The organism is Ferdinandcohnia sp. Marseille-Q9671 (genome assembly GCF_976954385.1).
Map to the genome: position 1 here is coordinate 2,187,301 of NZ_CDRJTA010000001.1, position 21,526 is coordinate 2,208,826.

Annotated in this window: 23 protein-coding genes and 1 riboswitch; of the genes, 5 read left to right on the forward strand and 18 right to left on the reverse strand. The window is 36.4% G+C overall.

Annotation, left to right across the window (positions count from 1 at the left end):
• Nucleotides 1-170 precede the first annotated feature (170 nt).
• On the forward strand, nt 171-575 hold the full coding sequence (locus ACWNMY_RS10805; protein ID WP_449538232.1) for a cupredoxin domain-containing protein: 405 nt from the start codon (nt 171-173) through the stop codon (nt 573-575).
• A gap of 83 nt (nt 576-658) precedes the next feature.
• Here the strand turns inward: ACWNMY_RS10805 and ACWNMY_RS10810 are convergent, their stop codons facing one another.
• The 7 genes from ACWNMY_RS10810 to ACWNMY_RS10840 form a co-directional block, all read right to left on the reverse strand.
• Nucleotides 659-1,249: a hypothetical protein gene (locus tag ACWNMY_RS10810; RefSeq protein ID WP_449538233.1), complete on the reverse strand. Its 591-nt coding sequence runs from the start codon at nt 1,247-1,249 to the stop codon at nt 659-661.
• Between the two features lie 12 nt (nt 1,250-1,261).
• On the reverse strand, nt 1,262-2,434 hold the full coding sequence (locus ACWNMY_RS10815) for an Alp7A family actin-like protein (protein ID WP_449538234.1): 1,173 nt from the start codon (nt 2,432-2,434) through the stop codon (nt 1,262-1,264).
• Nucleotides 2,435-2,800: 366 nt separating this feature from the next.
• Nucleotides 2,801-3,142: a zinc ribbon domain-containing protein YjdM gene (locus tag ACWNMY_RS10820; RefSeq protein ID WP_449538235.1), complete on the reverse strand. Its 342-nt coding sequence runs from the start codon at nt 3,140-3,142 to the stop codon at nt 2,801-2,803.
• Between the two features lie 13 nt (nt 3,143-3,155).
• Nucleotides 3,156-3,992: a MetQ/NlpA family ABC transporter substrate-binding protein gene (locus tag ACWNMY_RS10825; protein ID WP_449538236.1), complete on the reverse strand. Its 837-nt coding sequence runs from the start codon at nt 3,990-3,992 to the stop codon at nt 3,156-3,158.
• Nucleotides 3,993-4,011: 19 nt separating this feature from the next.
• On the reverse strand, nt 4,012-4,674 hold the full coding sequence (locus ACWNMY_RS10830) for a methionine ABC transporter permease (RefSeq protein ID WP_449538237.1): 663 nt from the start codon (nt 4,672-4,674) through the stop codon (nt 4,012-4,014).
• Entirely contained in the window at nt 4,667-5,416 is a 750-nt protein-coding gene (locus tag ACWNMY_RS10835; protein ID WP_449538238.1) for a methionine ABC transporter ATP-binding protein, read from the reverse strand. The genes ACWNMY_RS10830 and ACWNMY_RS10835 overlap by 8 nt, the downstream gene beginning before the upstream one ends.
• 176 nt (nt 5,417-5,592) lie before the next feature.
• On the reverse strand, nt 5,593-6,531 hold the full coding sequence (locus ACWNMY_RS10840) for a hypothetical protein (protein WP_449538239.1): 939 nt from the start codon (nt 6,529-6,531) through the stop codon (nt 5,593-5,595).
• A 275-nt stretch (nt 6,532-6,806) separates the two neighbouring features.
• On the opposite strand from ACWNMY_RS10840, the gene ACWNMY_RS10845 reads away from it, so the two are divergent.
• Entirely contained in the window at nt 6,807-7,637 is an 831-nt protein-coding gene (locus ACWNMY_RS10845) for a LysM peptidoglycan-binding domain-containing protein (protein WP_449538240.1), read from the forward strand.
• A gap of 187 nt (nt 7,638-7,824) precedes the next feature.
• Here ACWNMY_RS10845 and ACWNMY_RS10850 read toward each other — a convergent pair whose 3' ends face one another.
• From ACWNMY_RS10850 to queF, 3 genes are all read right to left on the reverse strand, one after another.
• Nucleotides 7,825-8,364 (reverse strand): VUT family protein, encoded by a 540-nt coding sequence (locus ACWNMY_RS10850; protein ID WP_449538241.1) that lies wholly within the window; start codon nt 8,362-8,364, stop codon nt 7,825-7,827.
• A complete protein-coding gene (gene queC, locus ACWNMY_RS10855; RefSeq protein WP_449538242.1) occupies nt 8,361-9,029 on the reverse strand; it encodes a 7-cyano-7-deazaguanine synthase QueC in 669 nt (222 codons plus the stop codon). Before queC ends, ACWNMY_RS10850 begins: the two co-directional genes overlap by 4 nt.
• Before the next feature lie 242 nt (nt 9,030-9,271).
• Nucleotides 9,272-9,772, reverse strand: coding sequence for a preQ(1) synthase (gene queF, locus ACWNMY_RS10860; RefSeq protein ID WP_449538243.1), 501 nt, complete (start codon nt 9,770-9,772; stop codon nt 9,272-9,274).
• Nucleotides 9,773-9,892: 120 nt separating this feature from the next.
• A riboswitch (PreQ1 riboswitch) is annotated at nt 9,893-9,939 on the reverse strand.
• A 336-nt stretch (nt 9,940-10,275) separates the two neighbouring features.
• Between queF and adhP the strand changes: the two genes are divergently transcribed.
• Nucleotides 10,276-11,310, forward strand: coding sequence for an alcohol dehydrogenase AdhP (gene adhP / locus ACWNMY_RS10865; RefSeq protein WP_449538244.1), 1,035 nt, complete (start codon nt 10,276-10,278; stop codon nt 11,308-11,310).
• 124 nt (nt 11,311-11,434) lie between these two features.
• On the opposite strand, the gene ACWNMY_RS10870 is transcribed toward adhP, so the two are convergent.
• Nucleotides 11,435-12,993 (reverse strand): IS3 family transposase gene (locus ACWNMY_RS10870; RefSeq protein ID WP_449537189.1). Its coding sequence is split into 2 segments (ribosomal slippage): nt 11,435-12,351 and nt 12,351-12,993, totalling 1,560 coding nucleotides; the frame shifts between segments, so codons are not numbered across the junction.
• A gap of 146 nt (nt 12,994-13,139) precedes the next feature.
• On the reverse strand, nt 13,140-13,637 hold the full coding sequence (locus ACWNMY_RS10875; RefSeq protein ID WP_449538245.1) for an LURP-one-related/scramblase family protein: 498 nt from the start codon (nt 13,635-13,637) through the stop codon (nt 13,140-13,142).
• A gap of 315 nt (nt 13,638-13,952) precedes the next feature.
• On the opposite strand from ACWNMY_RS10875, the gene ACWNMY_RS10880 reads away from it, so the two are divergent.
• Nucleotides 13,953-14,405, forward strand: a complete 453-nt coding sequence (locus ACWNMY_RS10880; protein ID WP_449538246.1) for a staygreen family protein — start codon at nt 13,953-13,955, stop codon at nt 14,403-14,405.
• 163 nt (nt 14,406-14,568) lie between these two features.
• Here ACWNMY_RS10880 and ACWNMY_RS10885 read toward each other — a convergent pair whose 3' ends face one another.
• On the reverse strand, nt 14,569-15,777 hold the full coding sequence (locus tag ACWNMY_RS10885) for an ATP-binding protein (RefSeq protein WP_449538247.1): 1,209 nt from the start codon (nt 15,775-15,777) through the stop codon (nt 14,569-14,571).
• A 404-nt stretch (nt 15,778-16,181) separates the two neighbouring features.
• On the opposite strand from ACWNMY_RS10885, the gene ACWNMY_RS10890 reads away from it, so the two are divergent.
• Nucleotides 16,182-16,661 carry a PAS domain-containing protein gene (locus ACWNMY_RS10890; protein ID WP_449538248.1) on the forward strand — a complete coding sequence of 160 codons (480 nt, stop codon included), beginning with the start codon at nt 16,182-16,184 and terminating at the stop codon, nt 16,659-16,661.
• 241 nt (nt 16,662-16,902) lie between these two features.
• On the opposite strand, the gene ACWNMY_RS10895 is transcribed toward ACWNMY_RS10890, so the two are convergent.
• The 5 genes from ACWNMY_RS10895 to ACWNMY_RS10915 form a co-directional block, all read right to left on the reverse strand.
• The gene (locus ACWNMY_RS10895) at nt 16,903-18,096 is read right to left on the reverse strand and encodes a class I SAM-dependent rRNA methyltransferase (RefSeq protein WP_449538249.1); all 1,194 of its coding nucleotides are present in this window, start codon (nt 18,094-18,096) and stop codon (nt 16,903-16,905) included.
• Nucleotides 18,097-18,228: 132 nt separating this feature from the next.
• The gene (rlmH, locus tag ACWNMY_RS10900) at nt 18,229-18,708 is read right to left on the reverse strand and encodes a 23S rRNA (pseudouridine(1915)-N(3))-methyltransferase RlmH (RefSeq protein WP_449538250.1); all 480 of its coding nucleotides are present in this window, start codon (nt 18,706-18,708) and stop codon (nt 18,229-18,231) included.
• 93 nt (nt 18,709-18,801) lie between these two features.
• Nucleotides 18,802-18,957, reverse strand: coding sequence for a CxxH/CxxC protein (locus tag ACWNMY_RS10905; RefSeq protein ID WP_449538251.1), 156 nt, complete (start codon nt 18,955-18,957; stop codon nt 18,802-18,804).
• Between the two features lie 200 nt (nt 18,958-19,157).
• Nucleotides 19,158-20,270, reverse strand: a complete 1,113-nt coding sequence (locus ACWNMY_RS10910) for an ABC transporter permease (RefSeq protein WP_449538252.1) — start codon at nt 20,268-20,270, stop codon at nt 19,158-19,160.
• Complete coding sequence (locus ACWNMY_RS10915; RefSeq protein WP_449538253.1) at nt 20,267-21,526, reverse strand: ABC transporter permease; 1,260 nt, start codon at nt 21,524-21,526, stop codon at nt 20,267-20,269. The genes ACWNMY_RS10910 and ACWNMY_RS10915 overlap by 4 nt, the downstream gene beginning before the upstream one ends.

Consider the following 21,526-nt stretch of genomic DNA (forward strand, 5'->3'; position numbering starts at 1 on the left):
TGCAGCAACGTCATAAGACTCATTTATTTATTTTCAAAGCTTCCCAACTATCAACATTTCTTTGACCTAGGTCAAAGAAAACAAAAAAATTGTTTCTTACAATATAAGTAGTTAAACGAAATCAAATTTTGTTTAACACATATTAGTCCATTATAAAGGAGATAAATCCAATGAAAAAATGGGGATTATTAGTAGCAATTGGCGCCTTAACACTAAGCTTAGCAGCTTGTGGCGGTTCAGATGAGGAAGCGAGTACTACCGACAGTAGTAAAGAAACTGTCGAAGCAACTGCAACTTCTGGTGTAGAGGAATTTACAATCACTGCAACCAACTGGGAATTTGCTTCAGATAAGGAATTAACCATCAAAAAGGGATCAAAAGTCAAACTTAATTTAGTTAACGAAGAAGGAGTTCATACAATCGGTAACGATGAATTAGGAATTGATCTTAGCGACAAAAACCCAGTTGAGTTTACAGCAGATGCTACAGGTGAGTTTATGTTGGTTTGTTCAACTATTTGTGGTGCTACAGATGATCATGAAGCAATGACAATTACATTAAAAGTAACAGAATAGTTATATACCTAATTAGTATGGAGTCTCTTACCGAAACTCTCACATCAGTCCTTGTGTTTGGTGAGACTCCACACTTTACATACCTATTTATTCATACGACTAAGAAAATCCCCTAATAAACTATCTAAATCTTCCTCTTGGTCATTACGTTTTTCTTCTATTTCTGTCGGCTCACTTTGTACAGCCTTTTCCCAATCGAATTCATCTAGATCATCATCAAACGGCTCTTCATCAGATGTAACGGCTACTTCTTCATGTGCACTTCCCTTTGTCCCTACGTCTATTTCTTGCGTATTCACTATCTCTTCTTGTAAATATAATGCTTCATTAATATCTAATGATTTACTGTTTAAAGAAGCAAGCAAGGAAGCGGTGCGAATTGGATCTGTTAATAGATGATAAATAATACTACCTAACAGCGCCTCAGAATGCTCATGTTTCAACCAATCGCGCTGTGATTTACTTAACCGATGGGGTAAAGGAACTGTAATGGTCTCGCGTTCCCTTGAATAATTCTGTCCTACCCCTTGCATGACAAACTCTGCTATTTTACTTGAAAAATTTCGTCTTTCTGTTTCCTTCAACTTTTGCAAATGCTTTAATAGGTGATCTGGCACATCTGAGGGAACTCGAAATGAAATAGCTTGTCCACGTTTAATCTCACTTGGTTTCATAGTATCACCTTATTATTTCTTCACGGTTTCTTGCGGTGTCTTTTGTTTCTCTAGTTTCTTAGCATAGTCTGTAATTAGCTTATAATATGCATTTGCCATCATCCAAATGCTTTCTTTCTCATCCTCAAAGAATTCAATATTATATCCATCCAAATTATTATTTAAGGTTTTGATATATTCTTTTAGAACATTTGCTCCACCACCGACAAAGTAGCAAATTTCTGTTTGGGAATTCTTTTGCCAAACATTACGCAATAATCGATATTGTTTCTTCGCTAATTCGAGTAGGATTCGATCAGTTATTCCATGAACGCTTGTCCTGCTTCCTTTTACCATGATATGATTTCGATCATTTTTTCTCGTAATAATATCGACTACGTCACGACGACTATCTAATTCCACACCATGCTTTGATCTAATTTCTTCCCTAATCGCTTCTAGTGATTCCGATACGCCTAGGTTAAAGCCTTGTGCTTTATCATCATCGACATTTCGATCCTTAATAACTGCAATATCTGTCGAAAGTCCGCCTATATCTTGAATGATGATTCGTTTATCAATTAAATCCTTATTTACAATTTTAAGGCTATTATCCATTACTAGATTAATATACGCAGCAAATCCTTCAGGATAAATTTTTACTTCATTAAATTTAAGATTTACTTTCAAACCTTGGTATTTTGGGGTTACAAGAAACTCTACTTGGTGGACTGACCCCACTAATTTAGAGCGATATCCTGTATCCTTACCTTCCTTCACTTCGCGCAGCGGCAGACCGGTACCCAGTGTATAATTTGCATCAATTACATTTTTAACTCGTGAGAAAACTTGTGAATTTTCTTCCTTCACTGCATCTAGTGCAAGTGTTGCAAAAAGCATGACCAACGTTTGATCTTCTTCTGATTTAGCACTTCCTGGATCCAATTCAGTTGCATTGCCACTCTTTGTTGCTAGATGCCCTACGCGGTAGATTGCATTGTTTTCCTTTAATGCAGGTGAGTGTACCTTAATATGTATTCCTTGAAGGGGATCTTTCATATCTAATTCTTCTATTCCAATAACAGGGCGGTCCTCCGTATCTCTTGCCACTATGTTTGGAATATTTAATTCAGCTTCTAACTCCCCAAAGATTGCTTTGATAGAATCATTACCAACATCTACAGCTGCAATTCTAGACTTAGTCATGTCATCATCCCTTTTCATTTTTTTAAACAAAATAGAAATATAGACTATTCCATTTATTTAAGAGTATAGGACGTTAGCACATACTTCAATGAGCTCCGTCAAAAAGAAACGAAACTGTAAACATCTTGTAAACTATCGCTTTTTGTAAACAACTTCGTAAACATTAGCGACAAAACTGTTTACACGTTGCTGCCACTTCATGTGTACAGGTTTGTATACATGAAAACTGATTTGTATACGCGATGTTTACATTTTGTATACAAGTAAACTATTTTGTATACTTCAAATTAATTTACCTATTAACTAAAAAAAGTGCCAAGAACAATTACTTGTCCCTGACACTTCTATATAGAAAAATCTATTTCGTTAGACTTTCTTAACAAATTCAGATTTTAGTTTCATTGGTCCAAATCCATCGATTTTGCAATCAATGTCATGGTCTCCGTCGACTAATCGAATATTTTTTACCTTTGTACCTTGTTTTAATACGGATGAACTACCTTTTACCTTGAGGTCTTTAATGACTGTTATCGTATCTCCATCATGTAACACATTCCCATTTGCATCTTTGACAATCTTCTTGTCCTCATCCTGTTCCTGGTCACCTTGTAACGTCCATTCATGACCACACTCTGGACAAATAAGAAGTGTTCCATCCTCATAAGTATATTCTGAGTTACACATTGGACAATTAGGCAATTTACTCAATATTCTATACCTCCTATTCAAATGCCGGAATGGCAGTTTCATCATACTCTTTTTCTAAAAACTCGCGTACTTCTGGGCTTGTCATAGCTTTTGCTAACATTTGAATTGGCTCAGTATCTGCATTATCTTTACGTGCAACTAACGTAATTGCAAAATCATTCTCGATTCCCTCCGTTAGCAGTGCATCACTTTTCGGTGTTAGATTAAGTGGTGCAGCATACGCAGGTGTCATAACTACTGCATCTGCATCATCATACATTCTAGCTAACATTAACAGATCGACTTCTTCGAACTTATAGTTTTTTGGATTCTCCGTTATATTTGCTTGTGTATAATATGGTCCTGTTTTTTCTTCTAACGTAATAATATCATGTTGGGCTAACAACGCTAATGAACGGTCAACATTTGAAATATCATTCGCGATTGCAATTACAGCACCTTCAGGTAAATCATCCATTGAATCGTATTCCTTTGAATACACACCATAATTCGCAAAATAAATTGGCACAATCGGAACTAAATCTGCATCATTATTTCGATTGTATTCCTCCATATAAGGAACATGTTGAAAGAAGTTTGCATCGACCTCACCTGCTGCAAGTGCACTATTCGGCTGTACATTATCACTTAATACAACAAGCTCGAGGTTTATGCCCTCCTCTGCAAGTTGCGGTTTAGCAAGCTCAACAATATCAGTCATCGGCGGAATTAATGATGCGACCTTAATGGTGACTTGTTCTTGTTCTTTATCCGTGCCTTTTGTCTTTTCATTATCGCTTGTTTCGTTTTCCTGTCCACAGCCAGCTAACAGTATGAGAACCAAAAATAGCAAACCTAGCATTTTTTTCATGTGAAATTCCTCCAATTATTTATCTTTTATCTAGTAGTCTTGATACGGTTGTACCAATATACTGAATAAGCTGTACCAATACGATCATAATCATAATCATGTACATCATAAGGTCGGTTTTAAATTGTTGATACCCATATCGAATCGCAAAGTCTCCAATACCACCGCCTCCTACGACTCCCATGATTGTCGAATACGAAATGAAACTAATTATCGACGTTGTTAATCCGAGAACAAGCCCCGAACGAGCCTCTATGTACAGAAATTTGAACATAATTTCCTTAATAGATGCGCCCATCGAAATGGCAGCCTCCATCACACCTCTTGGTACATCCAATAAGGATTGTTCAACTAAGCGTGAATAGTGAGCAATCGCAATAATCGATAACGGAATTGTTGCTGCAGCCGTACCAATGGCTGTCCCAATAACCCACCTAGTAAACGGGATTAAAAATACGACCAAAAGCAAAAAAGGAAATGATCGTATGATATTTACTAGTAAATTTAAAGTTGAGAAAACATACTTATTCTCGAGTAACTGGCCTTTCCTGCAAAGATACAGTAACGTGCCTACCGGAAGCCCAAGTAAAACAGCAGCTAAAATAGAAACCCCAACCATCGCAAAGGTTTCCCCGATTGCCCTCCAAATCTCTGCTTCATATTGAACTAAAATTTCAGGCATTACTTTTCTCACTATCCTTTGTTAGTTGTTCTACAAACCATGTTGGGCTACTATGTACTATTTGAATCCCTGTAGGCTTATTTGTTACTGTCTCATGAATTTCTCCTTCTGCTAGTACCGTTACTCGATGACAAATACTCTTAATTACTTCCATCTCATGACTGACAATAACAATCGTTACACCAAGGTTTTTGTTTATATTCTCCAATACACCGAGTATTTCAGTAGTTGTGTTTGGATCAAGCGATGAGGTTGGTTCATCACATAATAGGACGGTTGGGTGATTCGCCAATGCCCTAGCTATTGCAACACGCTGCTTTTGCCCGCCACTTAGTTGTGCAGGGTATTTATCAACTAAATGTTCCAACCCAACAAAGCGGAGACATTCCATCACTCGACTACGACGTTTTGACTTCTCCATTTTGGCTAACTCTAACGGTACGGAAACATTATCGTACACTGTTTTATTGGATACAAGATTAAAATGTTGAAAAATCATTCCAACTGATTGTCGGGCTTGGCGAAGTTGTTTGCTGTTCAAATCTGTTAACTGTTGACCGTTCACTTCCACTTTTCCCTCATCAGGAATTTCTAATAAATTCATGAGCCTTAGCAATGTTGACTTACCCGCTCCACTTGCCCCAATTACTCCATGAATTTCACCTTTATGTACTGTGAGAGATACAGATTTAATCGCTTGAAATTGTGAAAATTTTTTCGTAACACGATGTAATTTAATCATAAAAAAACACCTTTCTCTATTTGAAGGGTGATTACAATGCCTCTAATTATAGCTCAATAACATCAGGTTGTCATTCTAGTCCCACTACATGAAACAAGTTTCCACTCAAAGAACAATTATTTCATGCTGAAAAACCGCATCTATTACAATGCGGCTACTCTCCTATATAAGTACTGTTACAATTTCGCAATAATCTCCTGTTTTTCCTTTTGAATGTTACCTAATTCTGTCTCCTCTTCCTCCAATTGAGCCCTTAACTTTTTTAAAAGGTCATATACTTTATCATAGTGGCTCCTCGTCTGGTCCAGTGATCCAGTGATTTTCCCTTGAACCATATAATCTGCAATGAAACCATCAAAGAAAAAGTCAGCAAACTTCAACATTCCAGAGATATTTATCTCAAGATTTGCTTGTTCTTGTACATCCAATAATTCCTTTTGGAACTGACGCATGCTCGTTTGGGCTTGATGAAGATATGCTTCAGACTGATCAATATGTTGGTGTTTGACGACGCCCGTAATCGTTCCCCCACCAAACATATCCCATGTGCCCCAGTTTTCAGCCTTTTTAAGTGATTCCATCGCTTGAATAAGAGCACTTTCTACACGTTCTCCGGCAGTAATGGCTTCATCTAATTCCGTCATGTATGCTTTAAGATTCCCTTCCTGTTCACTTAATTCTAATACTCTTGCCGCAAACGGCGATGAACTGGTTTTAACCATGTTTTCTTTCTGCATGAGCAGCCGATGGAACTTATACTCAGTATCCTTTAGATTATATAATTTATTGCGAATCCCTAACATCGCATCCTCTATTTCCATTTTCGTTTTCGCAGCTTCTTCTAGCTTGTGTCGTTCGGCAATCATTTCTTCCTTCTCTTTTGCTAGTTTTTCATCCTTTGTACCAGATAATAAGGCAAATAGGTTCGTAAGACTAAGTCCTTCGAGTTTTTCAACGTCCTCTTTTTCTGCTTCAAATGTAACTCGTAGCTGAGAAAGAGTCTTCTCAATTACTTCTAATTCTCTTTCGTAATCTGCTAGTTGCTTTTGATATTTGTCTTTTTTCCTTAGTTCGCCTTGTATCTCAATAATCTCCGCATTTATATCTGAGAACATATGAATCCCCCAATTATTTAATGTACTAATTTTTTCTACGTACTAGTTGGAAAAAAGTTTCATTTCTACTATTTCATTTTATAGTTTCTGCATGGACTTTTATTACAAATACCTTTCCTATTCCTTTGATAAGGTAACAGTAGAAATACTAGAAATAGTTTTGCAATATAATTGCCATGGACGTAACCAACTTAATACCTCCCTGTTCTTTTTCTACGAAAAATCTATGATACGATTAGGTAAATTTAGCAACTAAAGACCATGGAGGGTAAAGAATGCTTAAAAAAATAATAGCCATTATGACAGGTACAGTACTCTCAGTCACAGTAAGTGCGAATGTACAAGCTTCCACTATAACAGTACAAAAGGGAGATACACTTTGGGATTTATCACAAGCAAATGATTCAACTGTAAATAACATCAAAATGTTAAATCATCTTACATCAGACCTTATTCACCCTGGTGATGAACTTACAATTGTTCCAGAAAAACAATATCTGGTTAAGCAAGGTGATACATTATGGGACATAGCCATTGATCACCAAGTAACAGTAGCTCAAATAAAAGAATGGAATCAATTACATACCGATCTCATCCATCCTGGATTACCTCTAGTAATCTTTGAAGGTGTAAAATCTAGCAAAAATGCTGTTGTAGAAAAACCAGTACAATCTGATGCGAAAGTATCAACAGAAAGTACACCTGCAATACCCGTTACTGAAACACCAAAAACGAATACACCTGCCGTACCTGCTCCTGAAAAACCAAAGGAAAGTACGTCAGTTGTACCAGCTACAACAACAAGCGATAATAGTTCAAAGGAAATTACAGTAAAAGCTACGGCCTATACAGCTACATGTGAAGGTTGTTCTGGAATCACATCAACTGGTATTAATTTATTAGAGAATCCTGATTTAAAAGTGATCTCAGTTGATCCATCTGTTATTCCGCTAGGCAGTAAAGTTTATGTAGAAGGCTATGGTGAAGCGATAGCTGGGGATACTGGTGGAGCCATTAAAGGAAATAAGATTGATGTCTTCATTCCTTCTAAGGAAGATGCCATTAATTTTGGTGTAAAACAAGTAAAAGTAACCATATTAGATTAATTTAAATTTCTATGAAACTACTTCTTATGACACTGCAAAATCCATGGATTTTGCAGTGTTTTTCTATAATAATATTTTTCGGGAAATGAACAGTATCTGATTATCTAATTCTATAAACGAACATGCTATGGTACTGGTACTACTAAATGCAAAAAGCCACATAAAAGTGGCTCTCATAACAAATCATTTAGTTACTTTCTACATTTTCCAAACGTTCCATTCTGAATTGGTTCAGTATAATCGCCCCAACCAATTGAATAATTGTTTTTACGATAATTTGCCCTAGTATAGCAGCTGGTACAGCCTCCCAAGGGAGTATGTTAGCTCCAAGTGGACTGAGTCCAATCAATACGAAAATAACAGAATCAAAGAAACCTCCAACAATTCCACTGTAGAAAACGCGCCAAGCCAATGGCAGTTTCAATCTAGTATATATTTCAGTGTCAGCTGTTTCAGCAACTACAAATGAAATGGCCGAAGCTAACACAATCAATAATGTATCACCAAGCATGAATGAAACCGCTGCTGATAAAAGTAATGCTATAAAAATAAATAAATATGTTTTCGCTCTACCATATTTATTTTGTACAAGGTCCCGAAATATAAATGTTGCACCTACTAGAAGTGTCCCCATTGGAACAATAAAAATACCAAACTGTAACGGAGCAAATGCTGCCGTTACCACATTTGCGATAACGATAGATAATAAGTAAAATAAAATCCTCATGTTGTCCCCCTCAATTTTTTCACTAAATAAAACTCCTCAAGACCTTTTTTACGTAGTTTACATGCTGGGCATTCACCGCAGCCATCCGCTATTACACCGTTATAGCAAGTTAACGTTCTTTCTCGTACAAATTCCAAAGCCCCTAGTTGATCAGCAAGTTCCCATGTCTGTGACTTGTTTAGCCACATTAATGGTGCTTCTATCACAAAGGAATCGTCCATCGCTAAATTTAACGTCACGTTCAAGGACTTTATAAACGTATCTCGGCAATCAGGATACCCACTAAAGTCCGTTTCACTAACTCCCGTCACGATATATTTTGCTCCTACCTGCCTTGCTAACACTCCCGCAAATGAAAAAAACAGCAGATTCCGACCAGGTACAAAAGTCGATGGCAGTTCCCCATTTTCCCCTTCTTGTATCTTAATGTCTTGTCGTGTCAATGCGTTCGGAGCAAGTTGATTAAGTAGTGACATATCCAGAATATGATGGTTGACACCAAGTTCCCTCGCAATATCTCTCGCACAATCAATCTCAAGACGGTGCTTTTGACCATAATCAAAGGTCACTGCGTCTACCTCTTCAAAACGTTCCTTCGCCCAGAACAGACATGTTGTGCTATCCTGACCTCCACTAAACACAACAATTGCTTTCTCCTGCTTCACTGTCAAAACTCCCTTCTTACAAAGAAAAACAGCACTCTAAGAAAAAGTGCCGTTTCCTCTTAGTTTTTTAACTATGTTCAGCCGGGGTTTAATTCCCGGCTGAACATAGTTAAAGCCTCCGGCGGATGCCACAGATTTTCAAAAGAAATTTTTCGACCATGCTCGAAAAAATCTGGGCGCAAATATGTCAAGACATATTTGATTAGGGTAGCTAATAACCTCTTTCTTATTCTACTTTTGGTTTAACGGTTATCTACTTTTTCCGGATTTAAATCATGGTTCATCAAACGGTGATACGCCATTTCTTCATATTTCGTTCCAGGCTTTCCGTAGTTGCACCATGGATCAATTGAGATTCCTCCACGTGGTGTGAATTTCCCCCAAACCTCGATATATCTTGGATCAAGTAATTCAATCAAATCATTCATAATGATATTGACACAATCCTCGTGGAAATCGCCATGATTCCTAAAGCTAAATAAATAGAGCTTTAAAGACTTACTTTCAACGATTTTTTGATCTGGGATATATGAGATATACATCGTCGCAAAATCAGGTTGATGTGTAAGTGGGCAAAGACTAGTAAACTCCGGACAATTAAACTTTACAAAATAATCACGATTTGAATGTAGATTATCTACTGCTTCCAAAACCTCTGGAGCATAATCGAATGAGTATGTAGTATTTTGATTGCCTAATAGTGTTAAATCCTTTAAACCTTCTTCTTGGCTTCGACCAGACATAAAAAAACCTCCTTGTAAATGTTACCCAACACTTATCAAGAGAGGCATTACCAATTATTCTATAAAACACGTAGAAAAAACAGAAAAGCCACATCCAAATATGGACATGGCATTTGTCATGTTTCCATAGTTTTTTATAGAGGGTATCAGCTATGAACCTCTCCCATTAGCCTGGGCATTCTTTACTTCCATTTACTATATAATATCTTGGTGAGAACGTCAAATGTAAAATTGGCTATACTGTCTAAACGGTAATGTCCCCTCTTCCAAATAAGGTTATTCCCCTAACGCTGGTACATAACATTTAGATTATATTGAATTGAACGTTTATGTAAAATCTTATAAGTTTGTAAGATTTTACATAAACGTTCAAAGATTGTTCAATGTTTCACAATCTATACTTCCTAGCTCCGTGTTATGATGATTCCGTAATGATGGTAAAACATTTTTTTGGTCGTCTGTGAACTCGTAAAAATTCCAAAACACAAAAGGAGAGATCACGTATGAAAGCAGTTGTCGTTAATCAAAATAGCAAGGCAAATATTGAGGTTATTGAAAAAGAACTACGACCATTGAAGTCAGGTGAAGCACTAGTTGATATAGAATATTGTGGAGTATGTCATACTGATTTACACGTAGCTGCTGGTGATTTTGGTAATGTAGATGGCCGTATTCTCGGTCATGAAGGAATAGGTATTGTATCTAAAGTAGCGGATGATGTTACCAGCTTAAAGGTTGGAGACAGAGTTAGTATTGCATGGATGTTCCAAGCATGTGGTAGATGTGAGTATTGTACAACAGGGAGAGAGACCTTCTGTCGTAACGTTATGAATGCTGGTTATAGTGTTGATGGCGGAATGGCTGAACAATGTATAGTTACTGCTGATTACGCCGTAAAAGTTCCTCAAGGGCTAGATCCAGCACAAGCCAGTAGCATTACATGTGCCGGGGTTACTACTTATAAAGCCATTAAGGTTTCTGATGTGAAAGCTGGACAATGGATCGTTATTTATGGGTGCGGTGGATTAGGAAATCTTGCTATTCAATATGCAAAACATGTATTTAATGCAAAAGTTATTGCAGTCGATATAAATGATGATAAGCTATCACTAGCCAAAGAAATAGGTGCTGATATGACAATCAATCCTAATACACAGGGAGATGCAGAGAAGATTATTCAGGAACAAGTTGGTGGAGCATATGCTGCAGTTGTAACAGCTGTTTCCAAAGTAGCATTCAACTCAGCAGTCAATGCAGTTCGTGCTTGTGGTAAGGTCGTTGCTGTAGGCTTACCATCAGAAACAATGGATTTAAACATTCCACGACTCGTACTTGATGGTATCGAAGTAGTCGGATCCTTGGTTGGTACTCGTAAAGATTTAGAAGAAGCGTTCCAATTTGGTGCAGAAGGTAAAGTAGTGCCCATTGTGCAAACTCGTTGCTTAGAGGACGTACAAGATATATTCGAAGAAATGAAACAAGGTAAAATTCAAGGACGTATGGTAATTGATTTTAAAGAACACAAGTGTAATTGTTAGAATAAATAAAAGCAGTCCGAAACTCCTTTTATGAATGGATAAGAGAAAATGCAAAAGAGGCTGGACCTGTTGAAACCATGAACTGCCCCCTGTCAAGTAGACAGTGGAAATAATAAAAAATGACCTAAGCGGCTTTAGCTCTATATTCCATAGGGCTGAGGCCGTTTAGTCGTTTTTGATATCTATTATGATTATAGAAAAATATATACTCGTCTATCGCTTTAGATAATTCTTCAAAAGTCCCATACTTACGCAAATAATACTTCTCGCATTTAAGCGTTCCCCAAAATGATTCCATAGGTCCATTATCAATGCATCTTCCAACTCTGGACATGCTTTGTGTCATCTCTGCCTTGTCTATTCTGCTTTTGAATCCGTTAGAAGTGTATTGGAAACCACGATCGCTATGAATAAGTGGATGGTCTCCATCCAACAATTGTGTAGCTTGATCGAGGGTCTTAAAAACAAGTTTATTGTTATTTGAATGTCCTAATACATAACTCACAATCGATCCATCATATAGATCACGAATAGCGCTTAAATAGGCCTTCTTTGATGTTCCATATTTAAATTCCGTGACATCAGTTACCCATTTTTCATTTGGTTTTTCAGCCGTGAACTCGCGGTTTAATACATTTTCTGCAACATGTTGAGGGATAGAGTGCTTATAACGTTTCTTCTTTTGCCGGATGACAGACTGTATACCAGCGACTTTCATTAGTCTATAAAAACGTTTGTGGTTGAAGTTTTGCCCAAGTTTTCTATTAATGGTCATCGTCATTCTCCGATATCCATAGATGCCTTCTACCTCTTCATGAAGGTCTTTCATCTCTTTAATAATTTCTTCATTCTGTAGTTCCCGTTCAGAAGGAGTACGCTTTAGCCACTTATAGTAAGCTGCCCGTGTAATACCAGCGATATCACAAAGTAACAAGATGCTTAGATTTTCTTTCTCATGAAGTTCCTTAATAGCGATGTACTTGTCCTCAAATCGGATTTGGCTTATTTTCGCCTCCTTTCGATCTCCTCTAACTTTTTTAAGAACAAATTCTCCGCACGCAAACGTTCATTTTCTCTTTCTAACTTTCTCATCTGTAACTTGATCTTATCCTCTGGAGTTAACTCAGTTTCTTCTTTTTTTCTACCACGATTATCCTTAAGCGCTTCATCTCCACCATTTTCATACTTCCTAACCCATTGATATACCTGTTGATAGGATACTTCATAAGCCTCAGCTGTTTTCTTAAAATCCTTCCCGTTCCCTATACAATCCATTACTATTTCAATTCGTTCAACCCAAGTAGTTTGTCTCCCTTTAGTCATAGAGCTCGTCCTTCCCTTCGACGTATCCTTTAATTCTCTATGACTATTATACTTGGAAATCCACCTCTGAAGGACACTTCTACTTGAAATTTCATACTTTCGAACAATCTCATATTGTGAATATTCCCCCGATGTGTAATCTAGAACAGCGGCTAATTTCACCTCTTTAGAATAGGACTTCCAGGTGCTAGAGTATTCAAATCCTTTTTCCCCATCTTTATCAAATATCTCTACCCATTTATATAAAGTAACTTTAGGTATTTGATATCTCTCGGTGAGTTCTTTAACTGTATAATCTTCGTTCTTATAAGCTGTTACTACTTCATACTTAAACTGACTAGAATAGATTTTATTGGACATAAAAAACTCCCCCTAAGGTAAAACAGATTATATTTTTTAATCTGTCTACCTAAGGGGGAGCATATCACCAAATAATCCAGCCTCTATGTTTAGCATTTTTAATCTCTAAAACTTTTGGTTAGTGTTCTGCTATTTTCATTACTATCTTACGTGTTTGCCGCAGAGGAAGCAGCTGCTTGGTCAGCCTTCACGCAATCAATAGCAACTACGAGCGCTATAACTATGGCTTCCATCCTTTCATCCATTATTTGAACCTTGTAACTGTCTCCCCACGTAAACCACTCTTTGCTCACTTTTCCTACAACTTCACCACGCTGTAACACTTGAAAATCCATATCCCACCAGTTACCATGCACTTGAATGCCCGCTGCACCAATCGTATAGCGTGCTTTAAAGAAGGATAATTCTTTTTTTATAGATACTACCTCTTGACCATTCACTTCTACAAAAAACGTCGGTAAAAAGCTGAATATCTTTTTGGTTATGAGCGCTACTTGGTCTCTATTCGTATTCATAATGGAAAACGTCTTTGGAACTTGCATTAAACTGCCTTCCACGTAATATACATCCTTCTCCTCTTGGTCTTTTACCGTAAACTTGCCACTAAGACTGAACACCTTCTGCTTTATATATAGTTGCTTCATATAGTACCTCCCTCTTATCTACCCAATACTAATCAGTATATTATTATTCTATCCGTTATGAACTACTAATGTAGTCAACTAATATTAGCTCTCAGATTCTATCCTTCATGAATCCATTTTTTCAATGGGTTCTAAATTAAGCAAAATGGTACATATACATCAAAATTAGGAGGAGTTATGCAGCGGTTACACCTCTATATGTGAATCCATAAGGCATACTTTGTTTCACCGTAATACATCTTACCAGAGCGTAAATTAATGAGAAGTACTTCCTTATATTTATGAGACTTGTAAAAGATAGGCGGAGTTGATTACGTGAGCACTTTTAATCCAGATAAACTATCAGTTGAATATATGGATGGTGTTACTGCTACAGACCCCGTTATCCCAAGGCGTTACACACTAACTCACTCTGATAACACTGGCGAATTATTTCTAAGCATTGGGTTATTTTATAACTGGGAAAAGATCAATCCTTTGAGAGATGAAGTGATTGGTGAATGGTTGCAATATGGGACTTCGTTATTTTTTTATGTATATGTGCACATTGATCAAGGAGAATATTCCCCATCCATCTCATCAAAACGAAATGAAATATTTAGGCGTGAGTTACCGCTTGCACTACATGCGTTAAAATATGGTGATAGGTTATTATTCAAAAAATATCCCTGTTTGGGTCAATCCCCCATTATTATTACCTTTATGTCCGCTTATCCGCAGTTTGCAAAGCAAGAAAGTTGGGTTACCTTCCAACATTTTGATATCTAACCCACCATCCGTTTCAAATCGCACATAAAGAGAAGTCCTTTCTACCATTATTCGTTTGGCCACCTACTTGAACTCTCTACTATTCCTTCTATACAGCAAAAGCCACGGATTACTCCATGGCTTTTGTCCAGTGTATCTTCAATTTACCTATTTACCTTCATACCTATATAGATGGAAACCGTATAATAACTGTTGTTCCTTGACCTGGGGAAGTTTGAAAATCAATGGTGCCTTTATATTTTTCAACAATATGAAAGCATACCATCATTCCTAATCCTGTTCCTTTGCTTTTTAAAGAATAATAAGGTGTACCTAAAGATTTGACTTCCTCTTCAGACATTCCTTGCCCACGATCAATTACTTTTATATCAATAAATTGTTTTTCCTTTTTAGCTGTAACTCGAACTACATCGCCCATCTTAGAAGCCTCGATGGCATTCTTAATAATATTTATGAATAGTTGTTTAAACTCTATATGATTTGCAACGATTATACATTCGCCTGTGACTTCTAATTCGATTCGGTTATCATATAAAAGTCCATACGAATATAGCAAATCTGTAACACTTTGAAGAACAACCTTAACATTTACCATCTCATTTACCTTGTTTTTATCTGGTTTAGCAATTGATAAAAATTGAGAGATTACCTCTTCAGCTGTGTTTAATTCATCAATCATTAATGAAAAATTTCTTCTTCGGTCCTCGTTAAATGAGTTGTCTTTCTCATATAATTGTAAAAATCCCTTCACAACCGTCAATGGATTTCTAATTTCATGTGCAACAGCTGCAGCTAGTTGACCAGTAATCTTTAACCGCTCCGCTTGCTGGATTTGCTCGTAATATAGCTGTTGCTGTTTAATTCGTCCGTATGTTAAATAAAAGATAAAATAGATAATAATTTGAATTGCTATGAAGTTTATCAAATTTCCTACTATATCCTGTTCTATATAAGGAAATCGTTGCTCTCGATCGATGAACATAATATAACCTATTAAACATAAGATTACTAAACAGTTTAACAGTAAAGATAAGTAAAATACCTTTGAATCAAAAAACAAAATTGAGAGTGCTGGAATAAAACATAAAAAAATAAACGTAGTCCACGTATCTGGATATAAAAAGAAAATCATATAAAAGTAAGTCGAAGCTACAATTATGATTGTTATTCTTAGACCACTCGATATATTCTTGGGATAAAGCAATAAACATACCGACAAAAGAAACACCATTACACTATGTAAAATATATCCAATGTCAAATCCCCCAAAGCGTGGGTTATTAACAAACAATCCTATTATCATAATAACTATCACAGCCAAAACAGCAATATAATACACTTTTTTATTGAATGTGTTCGTAAACTCTCTCATAAATACCCCTTATCTCATTTCCAAAACTACCACCATTATAGATTTAATAGGAAAAAAATACTAGGACAGATAGGGTTATCCAGTCTAAAAAACACCTATGTATGCTTTATTTCACCGCAACTTAAATACCCACATTTTTTTATTGAGCTTGGTTTAATCGTTTTAATTTGTTGTTTATTCCTTATTAAATCAACCTTCACCCATTATAGTGTTTTTTTTATGAAAACGGGTCAAATACTTACTTACAAGTAATGATTACAAACAATCTTTGTGAGATAAATCACAATTTACTTTCCGTAATGATGCTATCATTATTACTGAGGTTAGATACACCTAAAAGTAGATATTTTCTTACTACTATTTATATTTTTCATTAAGAAGATTTCATAAAGGAGTGTTATATCATGTCTGAAAATAGATTGTCAGAGTTAATTAGTCCTGAAGCTATCATTAATTTTGAAACCGGTGCAATTAAAGCGAGCACTTTGGATTCAATTATAAACCTTTTACCATTTGAAATGGGTTTTTGCGATAATAACGATATTTTCCGCTGGTTTTCAAATAATCCAAACCGTGTCCATGGTCGTCGGAAAGAGGCTATAGGATGCCATGTGCTTGAGCTTCACCCAAAGGTGGCTCATCATGTTGAAAAATTGTTGAATGATTTCCGTTCAGGAGCACGCGACGAATGGGAATTTTGGTTTCCGAAACGCTCCGGTGAAGAAACCGGTCAAATTTACCAAAAGTTCATGGCAGTACGTGGTGAAAACGGAGAATACCTTGGCTGTATGGATGTGACCATTAATCTCGACTTTTTCAAAGGAAAAGAAGGTAAACACACACCTGAAACTATTGACGAATTTATAGCTGTTACACCTGAATAATACTATCTTTTCAATTTAGCGACCGCTAAAAAACACACTGAATCCCCCCATTCAATGTGTTTTTCTTTGTATCTTGAGTTCTGTTTCTTACTACTGCTGAGACTTATATCAAGTTTTCCTATAAATGAAGTCATCTAAAAAACCGCATCTATTTATGTTACGGTTCACCGTAATACATTGACATGCGGTTTCCATTCTAACTGTCAAAACATTTTGTTTCTGCTTTCTAATCACTCTACCTTTAATGCTTTTGAATAAACACTATTTTTAAATAGTTTCCTTCATTGTATGACTTTATTGTCGCAAAGTCAGAAGGCAGGGAAAACTCCTCTTTTATGCTATATTTTACGTTTGATTCCTTAAATGCCTGATCAATAAATGTTTTGAATCTTTTCATATCAAAATTCGCACTATTTGTCGAAGCGACAATTACCCCATTTTTTTCAGTGATCAGAATTGCCTCTTTTAGTAAGTTTTTATAATCCTTAGCCGCACTAAAAGTGTATTTTTTTGATCTAGCAAAACTAGGGGGATCCAGAATAACTAGGTCAAACATTTTCCTTTTCCTTACAGCATATTTAAAATACTGAAATACATCCTCTACAATAATATCATGGGCCTCAAAATCTATTCCATTGATACTAAACTGCTCCATTGTCTTGCTCAAACTCCGATTCGCTAGATCCACACTTGTTGTCTTAGTGGCTCCACCTAATGCAGCAAAAACAGAAAATACCCCTGTATAAGAAAATGTGTTCAATACTGTTTTACCCTTTGCATACTTATCAAGAATGGTCTTTCGTACATCTCGCTGATCAAGGAAGACACCGACCATTGCCCCCTCGTTCAAGTATACAGCTAAGCGAACACCATTTTCTTTTACTAGTATCGGAAACTGACCTCTATTTCCATCTACAAATCCATCTTCTTCGATATATTTCCCACCAGTGTCATAGCGCTTTTTTTGGTAGATGCCCTCATATTCTACTAAATTTCTCAGTGAATCAACTACGTAATTATTAAATGCAAAGATCCCTTCACTGTACCAATTAATTAAATAATATCCATTAAAATAATCAATCGTTAATCCGCCAATTCCGTCTCCTTCAGCGTTGAAGACCCGGAATGCATTAGTTTGTTTACTATTAAATAATTCTATTCTTTTTTCGAAGGCGGTTTTTATTTTTCTTTCAAAAAATGATTGATCAATCTTTTCATTTTCCTTATGAGTTAGAATCCAACCATAGCCTTTATTTTGGTTCCCGTAGTAACCTGTTCCGATAAATTTGTCCTTTTCATCGACAAGTTGAACGATCATTCCCTCTTTTGTTAAGCTATCCATGTTATAAATTGCTTCTTTACGAATAAGGGGATAACCAGTTTGATAGGATTTCTCAAATTTCGACTTCACCTTTAATATACCTTCTGTCTGCATATACACCATCCATATTTAAAAACTATTTTGTCTATGATTTTATTTCAGCAATTGTAAACCTCTCAGTCATATTATTGACAACAATGAGTGACACTTGACTTACTCCTTTTCCCTTTAGCAAAAAAACCGCATCTATTTATGATACGGTTCATTCCGAATAATTCGAAAGGCGCGATACACCTGTTCCACCAAAATTAATCTCATCAATTGATGAGGAAACGTCATTTTTGAAAATGACAGCGTATCATTCGCCCGCTTCATTACGTCTTTGCTTAATCCTAACGATCCTCCGATAATAAAGGCAATTCTACTTTTCCCATAGGTTGCAAGCCTTTCAATATCGTCCGCGAGCTGCTCAGAGGATTTCATTTTCCCTTCAATTGCCAAAGCAATCACATGGGTGTCGTCTGACAGTTTTGCTAGAATTCGCTCTCCTTCTTTCTGCTTTACGATCTCCATCTCTGACTCGCTTAGATTTTCTGGTGCCTTTTCGTCAGATAATTCCACAACCTCTACCTTTGCGTAAGCTGTTAATCGTTTTAAATACTCATTTATCCCCTGGATTAAATACTTTTCTTTCAGTTTTCCAATTGTAACAATTGTGATATTCAAACTTATCCCCACTCCGCTCACATTTTACAAACAAGTTGTCCACAGAACTTATCCACATATCCACATTTTCTATCCACATCTTGTATGGGAATATTAGTTCCCTACAACATATACCGCCTTATTTTGACAAAATTCACAGGTTGTTGATAACTCTTCCTCTTCAATTTTTGTCATAATCGGAGCCATTTCATGCTCATCAACGATGATATCCAATGCTAATTCGACATGTTCCTCACAACATTTAATCATTTTTATCCTCCATTTATATTACCCACAGTCCCCTGGGAATTATGGGTATAACTTTTTTCTCGACAATTTTATTATCCACATATTCTTTCTTTTCTATCTTACCCATTCTAGCATATAAATTAAATGCCAAAAAATTTTATCCACATCTAAAAAAATAACAGGCGCCTGAAAGCACCTGTCTTTTTTCGAATCCTACTCTTTTATGAACCTCTCCGTTCCATCACATTGATTCCGATTCCAATTAACAAAACACCCATCAAGGTCAACATACTCATTGGGTACATTAACTCACTTAATGATTCCCCATAAATAGTTGCTCCCTTTAATCCTTCCATCGCGTATTTTACCGGTATAAAATCAGAAACACGTAATAAAAAGTCTGATGTGACAATTTCCAGTGGCCAGTAGGCACCTCCGAGCATGGACATACTAACCGATACTAAAGAAATGATTGCATTAAATTGCTGCGAACTTTTTACAATACTCACTAAAAAAATCATAAACGCTACAATTGAGAACACATATGGGACTAAAATAAGTAATGCGTTCCCAAACCCTCCGTAAAAGTCTGCCCCGAACCCATACCTAAATATGAGGAAGATAATCGCAACTTGAAAATATCCCATTAAGAAGCTATATAGCAAATTTCCCGCATACATCTCCCACTTTTTTATAGGAGATAGAATCATTCGGTCCCATACCCCCATGCTTCTCTCCTGTAAAATATGATGAACATTATACGAAATGGTGTACATGACAAAGAATAATGTAAATCCAAATATGGTCTGAAGTTGGTTATCAATTATAACGGATTCTTCCCCACGAAAGGAAGCCGTTTCTACTTGAAAAACAGGGTAGTCTTCTCTCTTCTGTAACTCTTGAAATAAAGCAACCTTATCTACATGAGGTGAATGATTACTAGCCTTTTCAATATTCTCTTCAAATGACAAATCACCATATAGTGATTGAAAATAACTGTCAATCAGATGTACATTTTGAGTTTCCGCTACAACAACAATTGTATAGGAATCCTCATTGAGTTCTACACTAGCCTCTGCATCACCTTCACTAACCATTTCTTTTGCCTTCTCTTCTGTTACCAAGGAGAACTCGAAGCCATTAGATTGTGTGACTTCTTTCCATAGATCCGTTTCCTCAACATGTTCGATATCTGTAAATACAGGTACATGTATGGTTTTATAATCTGCGCTACCTAATAATGATGCAAAAATAATGCTCATTACAGTCATGCCAATCAAAAGCAATGGCTTCCGAATAAATAATTGAAATTTTGCTCGTAGAATACTCATCATATGGCATCACCCCTTTTTGGAAAACTTGCCACTGCTACTACCAGCATGAGGATACCAAAACCAAGTAAATAGAAAATATGAGTAGCAATACTAGAAAGATCTGATCCCTGCAGCAACTGTAATAACGCCGTCATACCTGCGCCATTTGGTGTAAAATTCCCCAAAAAGCCAATCATGGAGGAAGTTTCACCAATTGGTATAAAACTGCCACCTAAAAATGAAAGGATGGCCACCATTACGTTTCCAAAAAAGTTGGAGACTGCTTCTGAATTGATACGAAAGTTTAATGCTGTTAACAATGTCGCTAATCCACCAATGGCAAAACAAAGGGAAAGATTTACTACCATGAAACCTATATAATTACTCCACACAACATCAAATACAAGTGATGTAATCCCATATAATACGGATTGCTGAATGATAGCAATCAACATAACAGAGGTGAAAATACCTGTGAAATAAGACCATCTAGATGTGTTAGAAAGAATAATGCGATTGTACACATATAGTTGCTTTTCACGATATGCAAAAGAACTAATATTACTAGCAATAAACATTATAAACATGACACTCATACCGACTGTATAATATTGCATGGAAGTAATCGGTTCTCGCTTCGAAACCGTTTTAATCTCTCCTAGCTTCGCATTGTCCACCGCCTCTACTAGAATACCCGCCTTTCCTACAACCGTCATGGAAGAAAGCTGCTTTTGAAATTGCAAAAGTATGTCCTCGACTACATTTGAGGCAATTTCTTTTGCCTCATTTTTATATAGTGTTATAGAGGTAGTAGTAGGTTGATCTAGCAGAGCCGAGCTAAGAGTATCCAATGAATAGTTCTCTGGTATTTCAATCACAGCAGCAAAGCTATCATCATTTCGAATATCATCCAATGATTGGGGAGGTACTTCCTCAATTCGAACAACATCCTTTAACTCTTCACTACCAAACACATCTTTTAGTAAAATGGTAATGGGCCTTAATTGGTTTGCCCCTTGAATGTATGCTTCCTCTGCTTCTGCTGGTAGATGTTCCGCTCTTACCTTTTCAGCAAAAGCATCTATATCCTTCTGTTCATCACCATGATTGATGATAGCTACTTTTGCCGAGACAGGAGATAATTCACTTCCCATAACTCCACCTAGTGCAAATCCAAGTATGGCAATTAGAACAAGTGGCATAAGAATTAATACAAGTAACTCTTGGGGATTTCGCAACAATACCAGTAAATCTTTTTTAATAAATGGTTTAATCAT

Coding starts and splice junctions, on each gene's coding strand:
- ACWNMY_RS10850 (WP_449538241.1), bottom strand. CDS start 8,364: ATGAGGATTTTATTTTACTTATTATCTATCGTTATCGCAAATGTGGTA.
- ACWNMY_RS10840 (WP_449538239.1), bottom strand. CDS start 6,531: ATGTTCTCAGATATAAATGCGGAGATTATTGAGATACAAGGCGAACTA.
- ACWNMY_RS10885 (WP_449538247.1), bottom strand. CDS start 15,777: ATGAGAGAGTTTACGAACACATTCAATAAAAAAGTGTATTATATTGCT.
- ACWNMY_RS10910 (WP_449538252.1), bottom strand. CDS start 20,270: ATGATGAGTATTCTACGAGCAAAATTTCAATTATTTATTCGGAAGCCA.
- queF (WP_449538243.1), bottom strand. CDS start 9,772: ATGTCTGGTCGAAGCCAAGAAGAAGGTTTAAAGGATTTAACACTATTA.
- ACWNMY_RS10805 (WP_449538232.1), top strand. CDS start 171: ATGAAAAAATGGGGATTATTAGTAGCAATTGGCGCCTTAACACTAAGC.
- ACWNMY_RS10815 (WP_449538234.1), bottom strand. CDS start 2,434: ATGACTAAGTCTAGAATTGCAGCTGTAGATGTTGGTAATGATTCTATC.
- ACWNMY_RS10825 (WP_449538236.1), bottom strand. CDS start 3,992: ATGAAAAAAATGCTAGGTTTGCTATTTTTGGTTCTCATACTGTTAGCT.
- ACWNMY_RS10890 (WP_449538248.1), top strand. CDS start 16,182: ATGTCTGAAAATAGATTGTCAGAGTTAATTAGTCCTGAAGCTATCATT.
- ACWNMY_RS10810 (WP_449538233.1), bottom strand. CDS start 1,249: ATGAAACCAAGTGAGATTAAACGTGGACAAGCTATTTCATTTCGAGTT.
- ACWNMY_RS10895 (WP_449538249.1), bottom strand. CDS start 18,096: ATGCAGACAGAAGGTATATTAAAGGTGAAGTCGAAATTTGAGAAATCC.
- ACWNMY_RS10835 (WP_449538238.1), bottom strand. CDS start 5,416: ATGATTAAATTACATCGTGTTACGAAAAAATTTTCACAATTTCAAGCG.
- ACWNMY_RS10845 (WP_449538240.1), top strand. CDS start 6,807: ATGCTTAAAAAAATAATAGCCATTATGACAGGTACAGTACTCTCAGTC.
- ACWNMY_RS10875 (WP_449538245.1), bottom strand. CDS start 13,637: ATGAAGCAACTATATATAAAGCAGAAGGTGTTCAGTCTTAGTGGCAAG.
- ACWNMY_RS10915 (WP_449538253.1), bottom strand. CDS start 21,526: ATGATTAAACCATTTATTAAAAAAGATTTACTGGTATTGTTGCGAAAT.
- ACWNMY_RS10905 (WP_449538251.1), bottom strand. CDS start 18,957: ATGATTAAATGTTGTGAGGAACATGTCGAATTAGCATTGGATATCATC.
- adhP (WP_449538244.1), top strand. CDS start 10,276: ATGAAAGCAGTTGTCGTTAATCAAAATAGCAAGGCAAATATTGAGGTT.
- ACWNMY_RS10830 (WP_449538237.1), bottom strand. CDS start 4,674: ATGCCTGAAATTTTAGTTCAATATGAAGCAGAGATTTGGAGGGCAATC.